This is a genomic window from Mycobacterium sp. (assembly GCF_035633495.1).
In the GTDB taxonomy this organism is placed as follows: Bacteria; Actinomycetota; Actinomycetes; order Mycobacteriales; family Mycobacteriaceae; genus Mycobacterium.
On record NZ_DASQEU010000186.1, the window covers coordinates 1 to 20,567 of the forward strand.

Below are 20,567 nucleotides of genomic sequence, written 5' to 3' on the forward strand. Positions count from 1 at the left end.
CTGGCGGGTTGGGCGCTGCAGCAGCAGACGCGGTTTCTGCAGTCCGCCACTCGGTGAGTATCGCTGGGTATTCGACAACGCGTGCGCAGAAGTCGGGATCGAGGGTCTGGTGCGACCGCCGCGATGACGCTCGACCGGTACGGCCACCTACTCAACGACGATTTGAGCGGTGTGGCCGATGCGTTAGGCAAGGCCATCGACACCACTGCGGTATCTCTGCGGTATTCAGGAGGTAAGAATGGGGCCGAAACGGTCTAAGGACGCTCTGAACTGCAACGCCCCCATAGCCCAATTGGCAGAGGCAGCGGACTTAAAATCCGCACAGTGTCGGTTCGAGTCCGACTGGGGGCACGCTAAACGCGCTGGTAGAAGCGGGGGTAACGCCTTGGCGGGCGATCGCGGAGAGGCCGCTCATGTACGCGGAGCGTACGCGGGCGGGCGACATTAGGCCGAGCTGGCCAACGCTCTGTGAGGCGTTCTTCGAACAGCACGTTCGGCGGTCAGCCGCGCCGGTGACTTTCTCGGCGTGGCGTATGTGGGATATCAGGGCCAGGCGTATCCGGCCAGCCTGTTCGAGTGGGTGCGGGCGCAGCAGACCTAGAAGCCTTATCGTGACGGCGGCGCCCATGCAAAGGTGTCCACGCCCGTGTCGACCTGTCTAGGACTGCGGTTGTCGAGATCGGTTACCACCAGCGAGCTTTCGGGGGAAGTGTCGACGTAGGCGACGAAGTCGCCGGCACCCCACGCCGGTCCCTGAGCAGCGGCCGCGACGTCGGTGACCGTCGTGCGCGGTCTCGACGAACCCTCGTCGAGAACCTGGATCGTCTTCGACTCACCGTCAGCGCCTTGCGCGGTGAAGGCCACAGCGCCGGAGTCCACGGCGGTGATGTCGCTGTAGTACGAACCCTGCCTCGTGAACAGCGGAGTGAGGCGGGCGGGAGACTTCGCGCCGGCTCCGCCGGGGGTTGCGACGGAGTAGATGCCGCCGGTGCGGACGGCGAACGGGATTGCGGCGAAGTCCGGACCGGATGCGTCACCGTTGGCGAACAGTATTGTCTGTCCGTCCTTGCCATAGGTCACCGAGAAGGCGTTCGTATCCGTCGCGACAGGCGCGGAGGCGCCATCGACGGCGAGGGCGTTGACGGCGACCGGACTTACGTCGCTGCGTGCCTCCGTCCAGGCGATGTGGCTGCCGTCGGGCGCCCACGCAAATGCGGAATCGGCGAACAGCGGCTGTTGTGCCGGCACGACCGTACCTGTGTCGGCGGCTGCAACGAGCAGGACACCTCCGTCCACCATCCCCTCGTTCCTGTTGTCGACGAAGGCCACATGTTGTCCTGTCGGCGACCATCGGGGACTTACGACCATTGCGGGTGAGCGGCCGGAACCCGACGGAAGGGCGGCCGGGTCCACGAGCCGCCGGGGCGGCCCGATGGGCGCGAGTTGCGGCGAAAGATCGAGTACCCATAGCTCACCGCCATAGTCGGAGGCTGTTGTCCTGCGGACGAATGCCACGTGCGAGAGGTCAGGGGACGGCGCTGGCTGCGTGTCCGCAGGTCCGTCTGTCAGTTTGCGGCCGGGGGTGCCGGCGGGTTCGCTGACGTATAACGACCCCGCCTTGGTGTAGAACAGCGCAGCCGGTCGCATGATCATCGGGGCAGTTGTCGCGGACGTCGCTGTGGGTGCCGGTTGCGCGGTGGTCGGGTCCGTCCTGCTCGCCGAATTACATGCGGCCAGAGCTAACACGGCCAGCAGCGCAGCCCACCGACCGCTATGGCATCGGATCATGGGCGTCACCCTAACGCCGTGTTGACTGTGAACATTCAAGAACTTGAATCTCGTTCCCCGTCGATGAAAACCGATGCTGGCCGAGCGCAGCGGCCACGGCAGCCCAGACCGGTTACAGCATCTGAGGGGGCGGGCCAAGTGGGACGCCGACGCCAATACACCGGGACGGCTGGGCGGATCGAAACTCTTAAGTAGCCGTGTGTTTGGCGTATGCGGCACCAGGAGGCCACGCGTTGATCGACCGGCAGTTCTACCTACCGAAGTCCTGGACCGAGGATGACGCCCGACGCGTCGATGCCGGTGTTCCCGACGACGTCGAGTTCGCCACCAAACCTGCCTTGGCCGCCGACATGATCACCCGCGCAATGCAGGCCAAGATTCCCGCACGGTGGGCTGCCGGTGACGAGGTCTACGGCGCCGACCCCGGGTTACGTACCCGGTTGCACACGTTGAGTATGGGCTACGTGCTGGCGATCGGATCCAACCGTGCGGTCACCACCGAGGCTGGTACCGGCCGGGTCGACGACCTCACCCGATCACTGCCTCCGACGGCCTGGCAGCGCCTGAACGCCGGGACCGGAACCAAGGGGCAACGCTGGTACTCCTGGGCGCTGGTGGCGATCACCGACGACGCCCCGCTGGCAGCGACGCCGACCATCGGGCTCGCCGTCGACACCAGGCCGTCGTTAGCCCTGAGAACAGCGGCGCTCTACTGTCGTGACATGACATCCCGACCGTCGGGGACGTGTCGACGGAGGAGCCGGACCGCGGCACCCATCGTGCCGGCGGCGATGACGATCAGCTGGATCCGCTGAGGTATTCCGACCCAGCCGACCTCGTAGCAAGTGAGGCAGCCCAGCGCGGCGATCAGCAGGAGCGCCAACAGCAACCGGGTCAGGATGCGCTCCCTGGCCGTCCCGCGCAGGGTGGCCAGGCGTTGGATCCCGAGCGCAACAACGATGAACGCAAGCTGGGACACAAAGCTGGAGCCCAGATGCAGCAGATGGTGCCACGACACGTGACCGGTGAGCTCGAGGCGTTCGCACACAGGATCGATGGTGATGGAGTCTGGCACGAACTGTGCGTCGGTGACGGTGGTCAACCCGAACACCCCCAGTCCGATCGCGACGCTTGCACCCGAGGGCCCAAGCGGTAGTAGGCGCCTCAGGCGGACCGATGCGACCACGTAGACGATCCCCGCGACGACGTCGAACCCTCGGAAGAGTGCTTGGTAAGGCTCTGAGACTACTTAGTGCTCGCTGACGAAGCTCTGCAACGGTGACAGGCCCGTTAGCAGGACGAACTCAAGGAGCCACATCGAGTACGCGACGCTCGCAACCGCCAGCAAAGCGCCGACTTCAACGGACCGCAGCGCGAACGGCGTCCGTTGATCAGGGGTGCGGGATCGTGCGGCACGAAACCGAATCGCTGAGCGCCGGACAGGTTCCTCGGCTCGTGTGGCCGTCTGGTTACCAAGATGAGTGCCGGGTTGGGGAGTCCTTGTCGGTAGGCCTGACGATCGGAGCCGAGCTGAGGCGTTCGCCGCATTACTGGTCGCTACTCGGTAGGAGCGCAGCGTCGTCGCCCTCGCTGTGTGAACACCGCCGTGCAGGCACCGAATGCAATCGCCCACGGACGATCCTGGCCGCACGCCACCGAGGCCTTGGTCGCCAGGGCGATGCCAGACGAATCGTGTGCGGTCATCGGTCCAGCATCGGCGGCCCGCTCGCCATCCAATAGCGGCCAAGGGTCACGATTCAGCGCGAATGTGGTCGTGGGACGGCGGTGCTGGCCGTCGGGGCTGCGGTCTACGCACCGCGCTGATGGTAGGCCTCGACCGCGGTGGGTAGCGTCATGAATATGTGGTCCGCGCCGATCTTGTCGAGCAGCCCTGCGGCGTCGAGCGCCTCGCGCAGATGCCATGTCACCCGCGCCATCCCGAAGACGATGCCGCGGCGGTCGAGATCCTTGCGGAGCTGGTCGACGGCGTCCAGGGCGGTGAGGTCGACTTCCACATTGGCTTCGGCGTTGAGTATGAACCACTCGACGGGATAAGGGTTTTCGTCGATGGCGGCCATCGCTCGGGTGCGGAAGTCCTCGGCATTGGCGAAGAACAGCGGTGCGTCGTAGCGGTACACCAGCAGGCCGGGTTCCAGTCGCGCTTCCGGGTAGTCCTCGATATCGTGCATCCCGGTCAGGCCTGGCACGAAGCCCAGCAAGCTGTCGTGTGGCCGGGCAACAGGTCAGCGATGGACAGCCCAATGGCGGCGAGCACGCCATACAGCACGCCCAGCCCCAGTACCGCCGTCGCGGCGCCCAGCGCCAGAATCAGCTCGCTGCGTCGAAAATGTGCTAGCCGTCGGAACTCCGCACGTCGATCAGCCGCGCCGCGGCGTACACCACCAGCGCTCCCAGCGCGGCGGTCGGAAACATCGCCAACAGGCCACGTGAGGTGAGCATGACGATCACCAGGAACACGAGGGCGACTAACGAGTAGAGCTGGGTGCGGCTGCCGACGGCGTCGCCAACCGCGGTTCGGCTGCCGCTGCAACTGACCGGAAAACCTTGGACCACAGCGGCGCCCAAATTGCAGACACCGAGCGCCCGCAACTCTGCATTGGCGTCGATGTACTCGCCCTTTCGTGCCGCGAACGTCCGGGCAGTCAACACGTTGTCGGAGAACGCGACGATCGCGATGCCGCCGGCCGGAACGAGCAGCGCCACTGCGTCGGTCAGTGGAATGCCGGTTACACCCGGTACGGGTAGACCACCAGGGACCTGGCCTACCGCGCGAATACCGCTGTGGTCCAGGGAGAATACGCTCACCGTGGCCGTCGCGGCGAGCATCACGATCAGCGATCCCGGCGCTCGCGGCATCCGCCACGCGAGCAGCACCAGCGCCACCAGCAAGACCGCGGAGAGCATTATCATCGGCCAGTGCACGTGGTGCAGGCCACCCATGAAAGAGCCTATCTGGTCGACGAATTCGTCGCCCTTGACCGCTACGCCGCTGAGCGTGCCGAGTTGGCTGGCGATCAGGATGATCGCCACACCGGCCATGTAGCCGACCAGCACCGGGCGTGAGAGTAGATCGGCGAGAAAGCCCAGCCGGACCAGGCCCGCAAGAAAGCACAACGTCCCGACGAACAGTGCCAGGACGTCGGCCAGCGCGGCATAACGGCCGGGATCGCCGACAGCCAGCGGCGCGAGAGCGGCCGCCGTCATCAGCGCGGTCGTCGACTCCGGTCCCGCCGACAGCTGCCAGGACGATCCCAGCAAGGCGTACACGGCCAACGGCGCCAGCGCTGCCCAGGGCCCACCACTGGTGACAGGCCCGCGACGGTCGCATACGCCATCACCTGTGGCACCAGGTGGGCCGCGACGGTCAGACCGGCCACCACGTCGCCGCGCAGAAAGGACCGTTGATAGCCGCGGAACTGGGCCAGACCAGGGGCGGCGGCGAACCAGTTCATGGGTGCAGCATTCCATCTCTGCTCGCTGCCCAAATCAACGATCGGGGTCAAGTCCAGGGAAGTGGTGTACGTCGTCGTCGTGTGATTCCTCGACTTTGTGATTTGGGCGGTCAGTGCCGCCGCAGTGGCCTCCTGTTCTGTCGGCAGCTCTGGTCGGCTCGGGATTTGCTCAGGACGTCCAGGCCGCGGCAGCGCCGTGATTCAGCCCATTCGTCATGTTGTTCGGCCAGCACGGCGCCGACGAGGCGGATGACGGAGCTCCGGTCGGGGAAGATCTACTTTCGCCAATCGAACCCGTGCCTCCCCTTCGGCGACAGCGTCGACTTCGGTCGGCCAGCAAGGACGGTCCCCAACGTGCAGCGTCCGCGACACTTACCGCCGAGCGGCCACGCTCAGCGGCAGCAGTTCGGATCCAGCACCGCGCAGAGCGCGATCAGCGATTCCCGGCGCGGCCGGTGGTAGACGTTCATCCCCCGTCGCTCCGACTCGACCAGACCCGCCCGCCGCAACTGCGAGAGGTGATGACTCACGGTCGATTCACTCAGCCCGACCGCCGCTGCCAAATCGCAACTACACACTTCGCCTTCGTCCGAACTGAACAGCAGTGAAACGAGTTTCACGCGCATCGGGTCGGCCAATGCCTTGAGGCGCAAGGCGATCTCCAACGCTGCAGCATCGTCGAGGGGACCGGCGGCAACCGGCGAGCAGCACACCGGGGCGGAGATGTCGACCGTCGGCAGCGTCTTGGGCATGCGGCCCATCCTGCCACAGACATTGACATACGTCGAAGAGGTGGCATGATCGGTATCGTCCGCAAGTTCGACATAAGTCTCACACGTACGGAGGCCACCATGTCCCGCGTCCAACTCGCACTCAACGTCGATGACCTCGACGAAGCCGTCACGTTCTACTCCAAGCTGTTCAACACCACGCCCACGAAACTCAAAGTGGGCTACGCGAACTTCGCGATCACCGAGCCGCCGATGAAGCTCGTCCTGCTGGAAAACCCCGGCAAGGGCGGCACCATCAACCACCTTGGCGTCGAGGTGGAGTCCACTGACACCGTGCACGCCGAGATTGCCAGACTCACCGGCGAGGGACTGTTCACCGAAGAGGAGATCGGCACCACCTGCTGCTTCGCAACTCAGGACAAGGTCTGGGTCACCGGGCCAGCCGGGGAGAAGTGGGAGGTCTACACCGTGCTCGCCGACTCCGACACCTTCGGCACCAGTCCGAACCTCCTGGGGGAGAACGATACCGAGGGCGGCGTCTGCTGTGGCGGCACCGCCGTCGATCGGGCGGCCACGACCAACGCTTGTTGCTGAGCCTCGCATGAACGCTCCTGTCGAAGCCGACGGTCATCCCGGCGTGGTCGAGAAGCTCTCCCGTCTCGACCGTTTCCTGCCGGTGTGGATCGCCATCGCCATGGCCGCCGGCTTGCTGCTGGGTCGGCTAATTCCGGGTTTGAACACTGCCTTGGATCGCGTCCAGGTCGACGGCATCTCCCTGCCCATCGCACTCGGACTGCTGATCATGATGTACCCGGTGCTGGCCAAGGTTCGCTACGACCGGCTCGACACCGTCACCGGCGACCGCAGACTGCTGATCAGTTCCCTGGTGCTGAACTGGATACTCGGCCCGGCGCTGATGTTCGCCCTGGCCTGGCTGCTACTTCCCGACCTGCCCGAGTATCGCACCGGACTGATCATCGTGGGCCTGGCCCGCTGCATCGCGATGGTGATCATCTGGAACGACCTGGCCTGCGGCGACCGCGAAGCCGCTGCCGTCCTCGTCGCCTTGAACTCGGTCTTTCAAGTCGTCATGTTCGCCGTGCTCGGTTGGTTCTACCTGTCGGTGCTGCCGGGGTGGCTCGGACTGCAACAGGCCACGATATCGACGTCGCCGTGGCAGATCGCGAGGTCCGTGCTCATCTTCCTGGGCATCCCCCTGCTGGCCGGCTACCTGTCCCGCCGGATCGGCGAGAAGGCCAAGGGCCGAACCTGGTACGAGTCGAAGTTCCTGCCTCGGATCGGGCCGTGGGCGCTCTACGGGCTGCTGTTCACCATCGTCATCCTCTTCGCGCTTCAGGGTGATCAGATCACCAGCCGCCCACTGGACGTAGTCCGTATCGCGCTGCCGTTGCTGGCCTACTTCGCCATCATGTGGGGTGGGGGTTACCTGCTCGGCGCATCCTTGGGCTTGGGGTATCAGCGCACCACCACGTTGGCCTTCACCGCCGCCGGGAACAACTTCGAGTTGGCCATCGCCGTTGCCATTGCCACCTACGGTGCGACCTCCGGGCAAGCCCTCGCTGGTGTCGTCGGCCCGCTCATCGAAGTTCCCGTCCTCGTCGCGCTGGTCTACGTGTCCCTGGCACTGCGCCGACGATTCGCCCAGCCCGACCCCATCATCAAACTCCCCATCACGTAGATCGGAGCACCCCAGTGACCGACAGCCCTTCGCTGGCCGCACACGCTCACGGTGACCTATCCATCGACCAACGACTCGCCCTCAAGACCGCCGCCACCCGACTGCACGCCGACTTCGCAGAAGTGTTCGGCGTCGAGACCATCGAACGGTTCCTGAACTCCTCCTACGACCAGTTCGCAGTGCGGGCCACCATTCCCAACTTCCTACCCCTGCTTGCGGAACGCTGGGCACGCCAACGCCTCACCGCGCTGGCTCGCGTCGAAGGCAAGATCACCGATGCCAAACCCACCGTGCTGTTCCTGTGCACCCACAATGCCGGACGCTCTCAGATGGCGCTGGGGTACTTCAACCATCTCGCCGGTGACCACGGAGTCGCTTGGTCGGGTGGGTCCGAACCCGGAAACGAGATCAACCCTGCCGCCATCGCCGCCATGGCCGAGGTCGGCATCGACATCACCCGCGAGTTCCCCAAGCCCTGGACCGACGAGATCGTCCAAGCCTCGGACGTCGTCGTCACCATGGGCTGCGGCGACGCCTGCCCGTTCTTCCCCGGCAAGCGTTACGAGAACTGGGAACTGCCTGACCCGGCAGGCCAATCCGTTGATGCCGTCCGTCCCATCCGTGACGACATCGAGGAGCGAGTCCGCCGTCTGCTCGCCGACCTCGGTATCAGCTCGGTTGCGGATCGATGAGCCATACGCCCTCCGTCTTGTTCGTCTGCGTGAAGAACGGCGGCAAGTCCCAGATGGCCGCCGGTCTCATGCGACAGATGGCCGGTGACACCGTGCAGGTCAATTCCGCTGGGACCAACCCGGGGAGTGCAGTCAACACGCTGTCCGCTCAGTCACTCGCCGAAGTCGGAATCGACATCACCGACCGCAAACCCAAAGTCGTTGATCCGCAGCTCGTCCGGGACGTCGACATGGTCATCACGCTCGGCCGCGAAGCCCACGTCGACCCCGTTGCTGGAACCCTGTTCGAGAACTGGGACACCGATGAACCCTCTGAACGCGGCATCGACGGCATCGACCGGATGCGCCTGATCCGCGACGACATCAGCCGCCGCGTCGCCGAACTCCTCGACCGCCTGCAGGCCCATCCAGTGGAGTGATGCAGCTCCAGCCCAGACTCGCGTACCTCAGCAGCGAGCAGCTGCTGACGGAGGGCTACAAGGTGTGCCGATACGTCAGCGTCGGGAGACCTTCGGCCGATGCGCTCCCCATGGTGATGGACGACTTGCAGGTGTCGGTGGCCGCGGCCTATGCCATCGTCCCGGCGGCAATCGGGCACCTTGATTGTTGAGCGCGAGGTCCAGAGGGGAAGATCTCTGACCGCGATGCAGGTTCCTATGGTGGAAGGCACTCCACCACAGGAATGAGGCACACCCATGACCACAGACTTGCCCGACACCGCACTGGAACTGCGTTCGTTGGTGACGTCGCAGGGCACCCTGGAGCTGTCACTGCATGACGTCCCGGTTCCCACCCCTGCTGACAATGAGGTGTTGGTCCGCGTGGAAGCCTCGCCGATCAACCCGTCGGACCTGGGTCTGCTCGTCGCCACCGCGGACATGACCACTGCGACGGTCACGGGCACGCCGGAGCGCCCCATCGTCACCGCATCGTTGGGAGCCGGGACCCTCGATGCGCTGTCAGCGCGACTCGGCGAGTCGCTTCCCGTCGGCAATGAGGGCGCTGGCACCGTCGTGGCCGCAGGGTCGTCGCGTGCGGCGCAAGCCCTGCTCGGTACAACGGTGGGGATGGCCGGCGGCGCGATGTACTCGCAGTACCGAGTGGTCGATGCTGCCGCGTGTCTGGTGTTGCCCGACGGGACCACCGCGAAGGACGGGGCGTCGTCCTTCGTCAATCCCTTGACGGCGCTTGGAATGGTGGAAACCATGCGGCGCGAGGGGCATTCGGCGCTGGTACACACCGCCGCGGCGTCCAATCTCGGCCAGATGCTCGTCAAGGTCTGCAAGGAGGACGGGATACCGCTGGTCAACATCGTACGCAACCCCGACCAGGAGGAGCTGCTGAGGTCGATCGGCGCAATGCACGTCTGCAACTCGACGTCACCGTCGTTCACGAAGGACCTCACCGAGGCTCTCGAGGCGACGTCCGCGACGCTCGCGTTCGACGCCACGGGTGGAGGCACGCTCGCAAGTCAGATCCTCAACGGCATGGAGGAAGCGGCCAAGTCGACCGCATCGGCGTACTCACGCTATGGGTCGACCGTCCACAAGCAGGTGTACATCTACGGCGGACTCGACACCGGTCCGACGGTGCTCACCAGAAACTTCGGCATGGCGTGGGGTATCGGCGGATGGCTGCTCACCCCATTCCTGCAGAGCGCCGGCGCCGAGACCATCGGACGACTTCGAGCGCGGGTGGCCGCGGGGCTCACCACGACGTTCGCCAGTACCTACACCCGAGAGGTGTCACTCGCCGGAATGCTCGCCCCCGACGCGTTCAACGCCTACGTCAAGCGAGCGACCGGGGAGAAGTTCCTCGTCACCCCGTAGCTCATCGGCCGAGGTCCCATTGACCGAAGTCGGCGGCGAGGACGTCGTCGGCATCGACGTGGACGCCGCCCAGGACGACTGCCGGGTCAGAGGCGGTGAAGATGGAGGTCTGGTAGAGGACCGCCGCGGGCTCGCGCTCGCCACGAGACCACGCCCTGGTCTGCCACGCCCATCGGTGTCCCGACGTGCTCGAGTCTCCGATGACGCCGTCGCCGATGGCCCACGCACACGCCCGGGAATGCCCGTAGATGCCGGTACGGCCCATGCCCACCACCGAGTTGATTCCTCGAAACCATTCCACCGCAAGGGTTTCCCAGGTGTCGTGGTCGATGTCCTCGTCGACGCTGAAGAAGATCGGCGCCGAATCCGGCCCTCCGGCCGCCGCGTGCAGGCGCAGTGCCGTCTGGCCGTCTGCGACGCCACCGTCGTACCCGCGGGTGTAATCCGATGGCGTCGGCCAACCGGGTTTGCCGTACTGGTAGTTGCTGACGACGTGAAGGCCGGCCGCGCGCAGCGCGTCCGCGTATCCGCGAGTGACGGGCTTGAAGTCGAAGTTTGCGCCGGGTCGAGACTCGGACACGAAGACGACTGCTCCGACGTAGCCGGCGGCGCTGATCTGATCCGGCGGGACCAGGTGCTCCGCGAAGTCGATCAGCTGGGGGTTGGCGGCCGATGCGCGCGGCGCGCCGACGGCCGCAGCCAACGTGCCAAGGCTCGCAAGGGCTGGCGCGGCTAGAAGATGTTTGAGGACGTCACGCCGCGATGCTGATCGCCGTTCGTTGCCTTCACGCTGCGCAGGCGAGTCCGACATTGCTCAACGGTACAAAACTCTCACGAGCGCCCGACATCGACGCGGCTGACCTCCTGTTCACCGACGGGAAGTGGAGGCTGACGCGTTGGGGTGACTGAGCACAGTTGCGCGGTGCACGAACGATGAAACCGATCCGGACGACGAACTCGCCGAGCTGATTGCCGACGCTGACCTGGCCGAGGATGAGGCCGAACTGTCGGAGCAGGACATCAATGGTCGCACGTTGTCCATCCGCCGCGCCGACGGTGAAGAGGTCGTGAGCATCCACTCGCCAGGCGACGAGTGGAGCGTCCAACTCCAACCGGGCGGCGCGATCCGGAACGCCTACATCGGCACCCGTGCCGACACGCCCGTGTGGCTGAACACGTGGGATCGCGAGATTGAGCGCGACGAAGACGGCACGTACGTCATCCGCCTCGACTAGCGCGCCCGCGCCACCGCCCTCGTCAATTGTTTTCGCTCGCTGCAGGTTTCGCGTCTGCTCCGGCCTCGGGGCAGGGGCGCTCGGCGCGGCGACGTCCGTCCAGGGCATTTCGGGCCGAGCCGTTGGGCGACCGTCGCGGCCCGAATGCTACTCACGCGGCGGTCTCGGCAGGGATGGAAGCCGCCGTGCGACACCCCGTCGACGTCAGCGAAACGCTGCTTTCCCGGTTTCAGATCTAGCGTTTGCGGCATGACGGATTCGACTGCGGACCTGGACCAGCCGGACGACCCGATTCGGGGGGCCGTTCTGATCTGCGTGACGGCAATCGTCGCGGGGATCTTCATCGGCTTCGTCGGCGGCGCCTTCCGCTGGTGTCTGAAGACGGCGGACGTGTGGCGCGTCGATCTGGTCGACTGGGCCCATCAGCTGCCCGGTCCCAGCTGGCTCATCCCAATCGCCGTCGCCGCGGTCGGTGCGACGCTCGCCGCGCTCGTCGTGCGGTGGATGCCGCTCGCCGCAGGCAGCGGTATCCAGCACGTGGAGGCGGTGTTCCGGGGCACTGCCAAGCCGCCGAGTCTGCACTTGCTACCCGCAAAGTTCGTTGGTGGCGTGTTGGCCATCGGATCGGGACTCGTGTTGGGCCGAGAAGGGCCGACGGTGCACATGGGTGCGGCGATCGGAGCCGAAGCAGGGCGCCGCGCGCGCCTCGCGGATCCCGACGTGAGGATGATGCAGACGGCGTTGGGCGGTGCAGGCCTCGCCGTCGCGTTCAACGCGCCTATCGGTGGCGTGCTCTTCACCCTCGAAGAGGTGACGAAGTCCTTCCGGCTGAAGACCGTTCTCGCGACCGTTCTCGCCGGGTCCTCTGCCGTCGGCTGCTCCCGGCTTCTCACCGGGGACCACCCCGACTTCCTGGTCGGGTCGGTCGAGTCGCCTGCTCTTGCCCTACTGCCGGTGTTCATCGTGTTCGGCCTGCTGACCGGATGCCTTGGCGTCGCCTACAACCGGCTGGTGTTGGGGTTCGTCGACAACGTCAGGGAAATTCGCCGCGTCCCCACGATGGTGAAGGCGACGTTGATCGGCGCCATCATCGGGTTCCTGATGTTCGTCGACCCCCTCGCAGTGGGAGGGGGCGACACACTGACACAGATGATCGTCGGTGGGAACGCGATCGCTCTGACGGCGACAGTCGGCTATCTCGCCATGCGGTTCGTCGCAGGCCCACTCTCGTACGCCGCGGCCGTGCCAGGCGGCTTGTTCGCACCGCTGCTGGCCGTCGGCGCGCTGTGGGGAGTGCTGTTCGTCGGCGTCCTCAACGCCGTGTGGCCAGGAAGTGACGTGTCCCTGTCGATTCCGATGGCAATCGTCGGCATGGCGGCCTTCTTCGGCGCGACGGTCCGGGCACCCGTGACGGGGATCGTCCTCGTCATCGAGATGACGGCAACGACGTCGGTGACGGTGCCCATGCTCGCGGCCACCGCCGCGGCGGTGTTCGCCGCCGAACTCCTGCGGTCACCGCCCATCTACGACTCCCTCCGGGAGCGGATGCCCGCCGAGGACACGGTGAATGGCGGCCAAGGGGTCGACGGGGACGACGGTCGATGATCGGCGCGCCCGCCCCTGGGTCAAAGGTGATCAGCGGCAACGCCGTTCGGAGAAGCTACAGCTGGGCGGCAGGCCCTTAGCGCAGGGCCCGGTAGCCGGCTACCATCCGCTGCGCCGAACTGATGGACACCACGGCGGCCCATACCAGTGCGATCTGCCACGCCAAGGCCGAGAAGATCAGCCATAGACTGTGTACGACAATGGTTTCCGCTCCCTCGGCGAGGCCGCCGAGGAACGACAGCGACCGGCCGTCGTCGAGCGCGCGGCCTGAACGTTCGGCGATCGACGAGAAGGCCAGAAATGCCGTCCCGTTGATGTAGTAGGCCAGGAGCACGAGCAGAAACGGCCACCACGGCGCCCCGTAAGCCGTCGTTGCGCCGACGGCGACGCCGACCACGGTGCTGCCGTAGACGACGAAGTCGGCCGTGATGTCGAAGAATCCGCCCGCCCCGGCATCGGAGTGGTCTGGATCACGGGCCCGTCTTAACCGCGCCAACGGTCCATCGAGTCCATCGGCGAGTCGGGAGACGAGCCACAGCGACAGCGACAGCCACCACCAGGTGCCTGCGGCCGCGGCGGCGCTGCCGAGCCCGAGGATCAAACCGGTGGCGGTCAGCCGGTCCGCGGTGATCCCTGGTCTGTCCATCGACGCCGCCACCCTGGATAGCGGTCGTTCCAGGCGCCTACGCAGGTAGTCGTCGAGCATCGGTGGGGTCGCCTTCTGAGTCGTCGCCGGACCCGTCTTGGCGGCCGTTGTCCGTCATGATGGAGTTCTTGAGCCGTCGAGCAGCGTATCCGGCGGTCACGGTCACGATCATGACCGCGAGGACCGCGGCGGCGAACGGCCAGGACAGCGGGGAGGTGCCGTACGCGCCGAGTGCGGTATAGCCGACCGTCGCCGGAATGATCCCCGCTGCGGTGCCCAGAAGGTAGTCACGTTGCCGGACCGCGCTCAAGCCCGCCGCGTAGTTCACCGCCATGAACGGGAACAGCGGCACCAGGCGCACCAACAGCACAGAGATCAAGCCTCGGCGTTCGAGCATGGCGTCGATCGACGCCACGCGCGCCCACTGGATGCGCGACACCCCGTCGCGGCCCAACGATCGGGCCAGCAGGAACGCCAGCCAGGCGCCGAGCGTCGCGGCGAACACGACGATTGCGACGCCTGCGGCCAGCCCGAAGAGAAGCCCGCTGGCGATGGTCAGCGCGCTCGCCGGAAACGGCGTCAGGGTCAGGGCGGCGTATATGCCGACGAACGCCAGCACCCCCCACGGCCCCAAGGCGGCCACCCGGTCGCGCAGCTGGGCTGGATCGGGCAGATCGGTGGTGACCGCCAACGCGATGCCGACCCCGATGAGAATGACGAGAATGGCTGCCTTCAATCGGTAGTCGACGCGCGCCCTGGATGTGGCTGCGGCTGGTTCGGGTGGCTGCATGGGGCTCCATTTGTCGTTGGCCTTCACCACGGGAAGTCTTCGAGAGTCGCACCGTGTTCCCGTAGGGCAGGATTGCTTGCAACCCTCACCGGCCAGCCGTCCCGTCCACGTGCTGCCGCTCTCGACAGTAGGAGGCTTTAGTGCTCAACCGGCCGGCGCGCAGCGCATGAGCAGGTTCCTGGCGCGTGTCGCGGCAGCGTCGCTACTGACCGCGGTGTCCGCGCTGGCGGCGTGCGCTGCCCCGAACCCCGAGCCGGTGCAGGCGGCACCGGCCTCGTGGGCCCAGATCCAGGAGCAGGCGCAGGGCCAGACGGTGTCGTTGTGGATGTACGGAGGTGACGAGCAGGGCAACAGATATGTCGACGATGTTCTCGCACCTGCCGCCCGGCAGGCCGGCGTGACGCTGCGCCGGGTGCCGATCGCCGACACCGGCGACGCCATCAACCGCATACTCGCCGAACGGCAGGCCGGCGTCACCGACGGCGACGTCGACCTGGTGTGGGTCAACGGTGACAATTTCGGGACCGGCAAACAAGCCGGTGCGTGGCTGTGCGGGTGGACGGCCTCACTGCCGAACATGGCGCTGACCGATCCGACCGACCCGCTGCTGACCAACGACTTCGGCACACCCGTCGACGGATGCGAGGCTCCCTGGCACGAGGCGCAATTCACGCTCGTCTACAACGCCGACAAGATTGCGGATCCGCCATCCGATTTCCTCGGAGTCCTCGACTGGGCCCAGGCGAACCCGGGACGGTTCACCTACCCGGCACCTCCCGACTTCACCGGATCGGTGTTCATCCGCGAAGCACTCGCCGCCGTCTCCGGCGGCGCGCAGGAAGTCCCGCTGCAGTTCTCCCAACAGGACTACGACCGGCTCACGCCGGCTCTGTTCGAGCGGCTCACTGCGCTCGAACCGTCCCTGTGGCGTGGCGGCACTACCTATCCGCAGACCTCCTCGGAGCTCAACGACCTCTACGCCGGAGGCCAGATCGACATGACGATGACTTACGGTCCGGCGACTCTGACCGAACTGGTCGCCAAGGGCACCTATCCCGCGGCAACGAAGGTGCTGACCCTTACCGACGGGACGGTCGGCAACGCCAGCTTCCTGGCGATCCCGTCAAACTCCGGGAGCAGTGCCGGCGCGCGGGTCGTCGCGAACCTGGCGTTGTCGCCGCAACAGCAACTCGCCAAGGCCAAGCCCGAGGTGTGGGGTCAGTTCACCGTCCTCGACCTGAACCGACTCACCGCGTCAGACCGCGCCGGGTTCGAAGCGCTACCGGTGTCCCCTGTCGTGCCCCCGTACGAAGTGCTCGCCGGCAACGCGCACCCCGAACTCGCCGCCGAGTGGGTGTCGCCGCTCGATGAGGGGTGGCGCCGCAATGTCCTCGCCGCCGGATGAGCCGAACACGCGGCCAGCCATGAGGCGGACGAAGGCTGCGGAACGTGAGCCCGTGATGTCATGGCGCGCGGCGCTCTGGGTGCTTCCGGCGATGGTGCCCGTGGCGATCGTTCTCGTTGCCGGCCTCGGCTCGGCGCTGCTGCAGAGCCTGGGCCTGATGCCACTCGTCGGGACTCCGGCGTTGACGTTCGACGCCTACCGCGCCAACGCCGGCGACATTGCGACGTCCGCAGCGCTATCCGTGGCGATCGCCGCGGCGGCGACATTCATCGGGGTGCTGATCGGGGTGACCACAGCCCTGACTGCAGTGGCTGGCCGCCGGTCGGCGCTGTGGGCCGGCACGGTGACCGTCCCCGTCCCGCACCTCATCGGCGCCGCGACCATGGGCTTACTTCTCGCCGACTCCGGACTGTTGGCAAGGCTGTTCGGCCTGTCGGAGGGCGGCTGGCCGGCCCTCGTCGGGGGCCGCTGGTGGATCGCGGTGGTACTCGAATACGCCTGGAAGGAATCCGCGTTCATCGGGTTGGTGGTGGCGGCGGTGCTGGCTACCCGGGTCGCCGCCTACGACGAGACCGCAGCCGTGCTGGGGGCCTCACGGCGTGCCCGGCTGCGGCTCGTGACGTTTCCGCTGATTCGTCCGGCGGTGGTCGCCGCTGCGACCATCAGTTTCACGTACACCCTCGGCTCCTACGAGGTAGCGCTACTGCTTGGGCGGGCGTACCCGGAGCCGCTGCCCGTGATGGCGATCCGGCTGTTCACCTCGATCGACCTTGCCGCCCGACCCCAAGCGGCCGCTGCGGCCGTCGTCACCGCGGCGCTGGCCATGCTCGCGGTGGCCTGCGCGCTGACGGTGTTGCGGCGTTCGGCGGTCTGGCGATGACTGGTCCCGTCAGCCGCACCGTGATCGAGCGAACAGTGCGCGGGGCATTGGTGCTGTGGTTCCTGATCCCTCTCACCCCGATTCTGTTGTGGGCGTTCGCGAATCGGTGGCCCTTCCCGGACCTGCTGCCGCAGCAATGGGGTCTCGACGGGGTCCGCAGCGGCCTCGCCGCAGGCGCACCGCACGCGATCGTCGTCTCCGCGGCAATCGGGCTCGCGGTGGCGACGATAGCGACGCCGGCGGGGGCACTCGCGGCGCGCGCGCTCGCCTCTGGCCGGGTGCCCGTGCCGCGCCTGTTCGAAGCAGTACTGTTCGCGCCGCTGATCCTGCCTGCGTTCGCGGTGGCGCTCGGTCTGGATGTACTGGTTCTGCGTAGCCGAGTGCCGAGCCCACTTGCGGTGGTCGCCGTGCTCTCGGTGGCCGCGATTCCGTATACGACATACCTGATGCGGGTCGCCTTCAGCGCCTACGACAAGGGCTACGAGGAGGAAGCCCGCACCTTGGGTGCCTCCCGCGCCGTGGTGCTGATCCGGGTGCAGATCCCGCTTCTGGCGCCCGCCCTGTCGGGCGCGGCCTTCCTGGCGTTCCTGGTCGGGTGGACTGACTACGTGGTGACCCTGCTCATCGGCGGCGGCCGACTGGTGAGCGTCCCGATCCTGGTGGCGTCGTTTGCCGCGGGCACCGGAAACAGTTCCGTCGTCGCGGCGCTGTCACTGGCCGCGGTGATTCCGCCGCTGACACTGCTCGTCGTGGTGGCCCGCGCCGGACGCCGAACAGGGACGTCGACGTGAGCGCCAGTCTCGGGCTGCGCAACCTCACCCGCCAGCACCGGGGTCAACAAGCCCCGGCTCTGAACGGGCTCGATCTCGACATCCCCGCCGGCACGTGTCTTGCGCTGCTCGGCCCCTCGGGCTCGGGAAAGAGCACGGCACTACGGCTGATCGCCGGCCTGGACGCGCCCACTGGCGGCACGGTGCTCGTTGACGGCGACGACGTGACGAACGCGGCTGCGGAGAAACGCAGTATCGCGATGGTCTTCCAACGGTCACTACTCTTTCCGCATCTGTCGGTGATCGACAACGTGGCCTTCGCGGCACGGGCCGCAGGCCTGTCTCGCCGGGAGTCGAGGAACGCGTCTCAGCGCTATCTCGAACTGGTCCAGTTGGGGGATTTCACGGATCGCTCGGTCGCTGACATCTCCGGCGGACAAGCGCAGCGGGTGGCACTGGCAAGGGCACTCGCCGCCGAGCCGAGGGTCTTGCTCCTCGACGAACCGTTCAGCGCGCTCGACAGCGTTCTGCGCACCGACATGTACGCACTGTTGCGCGCCATCAGGGACGAACTGAATCCGACCATCGTGGTAGTCACTCATGACCAGGCCGAAGCTGCGGCTGTCGCCGATCGGATCGCAGTCCTCATCGACGGAGCATTGCAGCACCACTCCGATGTGCGTACCGCCTACGTCCGTCCGTCGACTCTGGCGGTGCACCGATTGATGGGTGGCCTCAACGAAATTCGCGGCAACGTCGCATCCCGCGTGCACCATTCCGACCTGGGCGCCCATGCTCTGCCCGACGACGTCTGCGTCCGGGATGGACCCGCCACCTTGGTGATGCGGCACGAAATGGTGCGGCTGGTGCCGCCGAACGCATCCCCGATCACCGGCACCGTCACGTCGTTGCAGCCTGTCGGTATCCGACAGCGCGCCTGCGTGCGAATCGGGACGTCATCGGTGTTCGTCGAACTTCCCTCCGAGGTGAGCGTCACGACCGGAACCGAGGTGGGACTGGAACTTCCCGCCGATGCACTCAATGTGATCGCCACCGGACCTGAAGTGCTCATTGACGACACCGAGCCGGCCCGGTCGTACTACCCTGACGAACCGGTCGGGCTTGGCTCGGATGGCGGAGGAGTGCGACCACGGGAGTTCAACGATGCGGATTGACTTCACACCGGACCGTGACCTCTATCCCTTCACGTCTCGATGGTTCGACAGTTCACAAGGTCGGGTGCACTACATCGATGAAGGGAGTGGTCCGCCGATCCTGTTCTGTCATGGCAACCCGACCTGGAGCTTCCTTTACCGCAACGTCATCGCCGGGCTACGGGATCGGTTCCGGTGCATCGCGCCTGACTACCTCGGCTTTGGATTGTCCGATCGCCCAACCGGATACGGCTACACAGTCGAGGAGCACGCCGCCGTCGTCGGCGAGTTGGTCGACTTCCTCGAGCTCGACGAATACCTGTCGATGGGTCAGGACTGGGGTGGTCCGGTCAGCATGGCGGTCGACACTGCGCGTTCAGATCGGGTCCGCGGGGTGGTCTTGGGAAACACCTGGTTCTGGCCTTCCGACGATCTGCGGATGAAGGTGTTCAGCAAGGTGATGGGCAGCGGTCTGATGCAGCGCGCGGTTCTGAACAGGAACTTCTTCGTGGAGCGACTGATCCCGATGGCGACCACGCGGAGGCTGACCCCGTTGGAGATGACGCACTACCGAGAGGTGCAGCCGTCACCGGAGGCGCGCAGGGGCGTCGCGGAACTGCCCAAACAGATCCTGGCGGCCCGCCCCCTGCTGGAGCGTCTCGCCGGCGACGTGCCTGCGACTCTTGGCGCCAAGCCCGCGTTGTTCGTCTGGGGGATGAAGGACTTCGCGTTCAGCCCCGCGCGGACGCTGCCGCGGATGCGGGCCACGTTCACCGACCACGTCCTGGTCGAACTGCCCGCCGCCAATCACTTCATGCAGGAAGACGCACCGGATCAGATCGCCGCGGCGATCATCGACCGCTTCGGCTGACGGTGCCGAGCCGACCAGGAGCGACCACTTCATCACCCTCCGGGCATGGGCGCCGAGCACCTGGAGTCGGCCGCACGAGGCCGTGGCGATGTTCGTGCGCGGCGCTACCGTGCGGACCGCGGGCCCTACCGCGCTGATCGTGGGAACCGTTCTGTCGCTGGTCAATCAGGGCGCGGTGATCGAGGGTGGTCATGGTGATGGCGGAACGTGGGTCAGGGTGGTGGTGAACTTCGTGGTGCCGTTCTGCGTCGCCAGCGTCGGCTTCCTGTCCGTCCGCCGCGTGAACTCCGATGGTCATGGCTGACTCTTGTCGGGACTGGGTTCGGAGTTGACCGTCGTCGGTCTAGAGTCGAGAGCCAGCGGTAGGACAAGCAGTGCCAGTGCCACCAACTGCAGCCCGAAGCGAATGGTGTGCCCGGTTTCCCAATTCGAGCGCTGGTGAGCCCAGTCGGGCGGAATGTCGGGCAGCGCTGTGGCGAGGAACACCGAGTTCGCCGGAGCGACCAGCCAAAAGAAGACGACCGGAAACGCGAGTAGCAACGCGACCAGCGCACCCAGGTAAAACCTCGACTCCCGCCTGGTCTTCCGTGCGAAGAACGCCAAGAGTGCCGTCGCCGCGATCGCCAACGGTTCGAGCACTCCGCCGACGTTTGGCGGGCCCCACTGAACATAGAGGGACTGTTGAAGGCCGATGTACAGGGCGGGGTCGTACTGCATCTTCGCAGGTTGCTCGAGAACATGGGCGAAGGCCAGGCCCGTCAGAAGCGCGACCAACAGGATTGTGGTGAATCGAAGCAGTTTCAGCGGCAAGGGATCGCTCCTCCCGTGTGTGAGGCCGCAGGGAGACCCCACCCTAAACGTCCACCGGTCGCACGGTTCCGCGTGCCCCGGGGAGCGGCTGGAATCGGCTGCATCCGAACCGCGCGGCTGGGATTCCTGTTTGGGTCGCGGATGTCGATGCTCGAACACATTGCGCGACGCTCCGGCGCCAAACGTCAC

21 protein-coding genes, 1 tRNA gene and 4 pseudogenes are annotated in these 20,567 nt (G+C 66.3%); 17 read left to right on the forward strand and 9 right to left on the reverse strand.

Features of this window, described 5'->3' with window-relative positions; all coding sequences use genetic code 11:
- Positions 1–111: 111 nt before the first annotated feature.
- Both VET27_RS26345 and VET27_RS26350 read left to right on the forward strand, forming a co-directional pair.
- A pseudogene (locus VET27_RS26345) lies at positions 112–258 on the forward strand (site-specific integrase); the annotation flags it as partial.
- A gap of 19 nt (positions 259–277) precedes the next feature.
- Positions 278–351: transfer RNA gene (locus VET27_RS26350), tRNA-Leu, on the forward strand.
- Positions 352–606: 255 nt separating this feature from the next.
- Here the strand turns inward: VET27_RS26350 and VET27_RS26355 are convergent.
- Positions 607–1,296, reverse strand: coding sequence for a hypothetical protein (locus VET27_RS26355; RefSeq protein ID WP_526522975.1), 690 nt, complete (start codon positions 1,294–1,296; stop codon positions 607–609).
- Between the two features lie 725 nt (positions 1,297–2,021).
- On the opposite strand from VET27_RS26355, the gene VET27_RS26360 reads away from it, so the two are divergent.
- The gene (locus VET27_RS26360; RefSeq protein ID WP_526522977.1) at positions 2,022–2,603 is read left to right on the forward strand and encodes a transposase; all 582 of its coding nucleotides are present in this window, start codon (positions 2,022–2,024) and stop codon (positions 2,601–2,603) included.
- Here the strand turns inward: VET27_RS26360 and VET27_RS26365 are convergent.
- From VET27_RS26365 to VET27_RS26380, 4 genes and pseudogenes are all read right to left on the reverse strand, one after another.
- Positions 2,498–2,974 (reverse strand): DUF998 domain-containing protein, encoded by a 477-nt coding sequence (locus VET27_RS26365; RefSeq protein WP_526522979.1) that lies wholly within the window; start codon positions 2,972–2,974, stop codon positions 2,498–2,500. The genes VET27_RS26360 and VET27_RS26365 overlap by 106 nt on opposite strands.
- Positions 2,975–3,596: 622 nt before the next feature.
- Positions 3,597–5,261, reverse strand: a pseudogene (gene sulP / locus VET27_RS26370) (sulfate permease).
- Between the two features lie 155 nt (positions 5,262–5,416).
- Positions 5,417–5,536 (reverse strand): annotated as a pseudogene (locus VET27_RS26375) (transposase); the annotation flags it as partial.
- Positions 5,537–5,653: 117 nt separating this feature from the next.
- Positions 5,654–6,013, reverse strand: a complete 360-nt coding sequence (locus VET27_RS26380; RefSeq protein WP_526522981.1) for an Rv2640c family ArsR-like transcriptional regulator — start codon at positions 6,011–6,013, stop codon at positions 5,654–5,656.
- 99 nt (positions 6,014–6,112) lie between these two features.
- On the opposite strand from VET27_RS26380, the gene VET27_RS26385 reads away from it, so the two are divergent.
- From VET27_RS26385 to VET27_RS26410, 6 genes and pseudogenes are all read left to right on the forward strand, one after another.
- Positions 6,113–6,586 carry an ArsI/CadI family heavy metal resistance metalloenzyme gene (locus VET27_RS26385; RefSeq protein WP_526523012.1) on the forward strand — a complete coding sequence of 158 codons (474 nt, stop codon included), beginning with the start codon at positions 6,113–6,115 and terminating at the stop codon, positions 6,584–6,586.
- Positions 6,587–6,593: 7 nt separating this feature from the next.
- Positions 6,594–7,664 (forward strand): annotated as a pseudogene (arsB, locus tag VET27_RS26390) (ACR3 family arsenite efflux transporter); the annotation flags it as partial.
- Positions 7,665–7,705: 41 nt separating this feature from the next.
- A complete protein-coding gene (locus VET27_RS26395) occupies positions 7,706–8,383 on the forward strand; it encodes an arsenate reductase ArsC (protein ID WP_526522983.1) in 678 nt (225 codons plus the stop codon).
- Positions 8,380–8,802, forward strand: coding sequence for an arsenate-mycothiol transferase ArsC (locus VET27_RS26400; protein WP_526522985.1), 423 nt, complete (start codon positions 8,380–8,382; stop codon positions 8,800–8,802). Before VET27_RS26395 ends, VET27_RS26400 begins: the two co-directional genes overlap by 4 nt.
- Positions 8,802–8,993 (forward strand): hypothetical protein, encoded by a 192-nt coding sequence (locus tag VET27_RS26405; RefSeq protein WP_526522987.1) that lies wholly within the window; start codon positions 8,802–8,804, stop codon positions 8,991–8,993. Before VET27_RS26400 ends, VET27_RS26405 begins: the two co-directional genes overlap by 1 nt.
- Before the next feature lie 85 nt (positions 8,994–9,078).
- Complete coding sequence (locus VET27_RS26410; RefSeq protein ID WP_526522988.1) at positions 9,079–10,212, forward strand: zinc-binding dehydrogenase; 1,134 nt, start codon at positions 9,079–9,081, stop codon at positions 10,210–10,212.
- A 1-nt stretch (position 10,213) separates the two neighbouring features.
- Here the strand turns inward: VET27_RS26410 and VET27_RS26415 are convergent, their stop codons facing one another.
- Positions 10,214–11,023 (reverse strand): glycoside hydrolase domain-containing protein, encoded by an 810-nt coding sequence (locus VET27_RS26415; protein ID WP_526522990.1) that lies wholly within the window; start codon positions 11,021–11,023, stop codon positions 10,214–10,216.
- Positions 11,024–11,246: 223 nt separating this feature from the next.
- On the opposite strand from VET27_RS26415, the gene VET27_RS26420 reads away from it, so the two are divergent.
- Together VET27_RS26420 and VET27_RS26425 are read left to right on the forward strand one after the other, a co-directional pair.
- Positions 11,247–11,447 (forward strand): hypothetical protein, encoded by a 201-nt coding sequence (locus VET27_RS26420; RefSeq protein WP_526522992.1) that lies wholly within the window; start codon positions 11,247–11,249, stop codon positions 11,445–11,447.
- 249 nt (positions 11,448–11,696) lie between these two features.
- On the forward strand, positions 11,697–13,052 hold the full coding sequence (locus tag VET27_RS26425; RefSeq protein ID WP_526522994.1) for a H(+)/Cl(-) exchange transporter ClcA: 1,356 nt from the start codon (positions 11,697–11,699) through the stop codon (positions 13,050–13,052).
- A 76-nt stretch (positions 13,053–13,128) separates the two neighbouring features.
- Here VET27_RS26425 and VET27_RS26430 read toward each other — a convergent pair whose 3' ends face one another.
- The gene (locus VET27_RS26430; RefSeq protein WP_526522996.1) at positions 13,129–13,758 is read right to left on the reverse strand and encodes a CDP-alcohol phosphatidyltransferase family protein; all 630 of its coding nucleotides are present in this window, start codon (positions 13,756–13,758) and stop codon (positions 13,129–13,131) included.
- On the reverse strand, positions 13,736–14,488 hold the full coding sequence (locus VET27_RS26435) for a TVP38/TMEM64 family protein (protein WP_526522998.1): 753 nt from the start codon (positions 14,486–14,488) through the stop codon (positions 13,736–13,738). The genes VET27_RS26430 and VET27_RS26435 overlap by 23 nt, the downstream gene beginning before the upstream one ends.
- Before the next feature lie 166 nt (positions 14,489–14,654).
- Between VET27_RS26435 and VET27_RS26440 the strand changes: the two genes are divergently transcribed.
- From VET27_RS26440 to nrtS, 6 genes are all read left to right on the forward strand, one after another.
- Positions 14,655–15,893, forward strand: a complete 1,239-nt coding sequence (locus tag VET27_RS26440) for an ABC transporter substrate-binding protein (RefSeq protein ID WP_526523000.1) — start codon at positions 14,655–14,657, stop codon at positions 15,891–15,893.
- Between the two features lie 19 nt (positions 15,894–15,912).
- Entirely contained in the window at positions 15,913–16,773 is an 861-nt protein-coding gene (locus VET27_RS26445) for an ABC transporter permease subunit (RefSeq protein WP_526523002.1), read from the forward strand.
- A complete protein-coding gene (locus VET27_RS26450) occupies positions 16,770–17,564 on the forward strand; it encodes an ABC transporter permease (protein WP_526523004.1) in 795 nt (264 codons plus the stop codon). Before VET27_RS26445 ends, VET27_RS26450 begins: the two co-directional genes overlap by 4 nt.
- The gene (locus VET27_RS26455) at positions 17,561–18,718 is read left to right on the forward strand and encodes an ABC transporter ATP-binding protein (RefSeq protein WP_526523006.1); all 1,158 of its coding nucleotides are present in this window, start codon (positions 17,561–17,563) and stop codon (positions 18,716–18,718) included. Before VET27_RS26450 ends, VET27_RS26455 begins: the two co-directional genes overlap by 4 nt.
- Positions 18,708–19,568 carry a haloalkane dehalogenase gene (locus tag VET27_RS26460; protein ID WP_526523008.1) on the forward strand — a complete coding sequence of 287 codons (861 nt, stop codon included), beginning with the start codon at positions 18,708–18,710 and terminating at the stop codon, positions 19,566–19,568. Before VET27_RS26455 ends, VET27_RS26460 begins: the two co-directional genes overlap by 11 nt.
- Positions 19,569–19,656: 88 nt before the next feature.
- A complete protein-coding gene (nrtS, locus tag VET27_RS26465; RefSeq protein ID WP_526523014.1) occupies positions 19,657–19,872 on the forward strand; it encodes a nitrate/nitrite transporter NrtS in 216 nt (71 codons plus the stop codon).
- Here nrtS and VET27_RS26470 read toward each other — a convergent pair.
- Positions 19,863–20,378 carry a hypothetical protein gene (locus VET27_RS26470; protein ID WP_526523010.1) on the reverse strand — a complete coding sequence of 172 codons (516 nt, stop codon included), beginning with the start codon at positions 20,376–20,378 and terminating at the stop codon, positions 19,863–19,865. The genes nrtS and VET27_RS26470 overlap by 10 nt on opposite strands.
- Positions 20,379–20,567 lie beyond the last annotated feature (189 nt).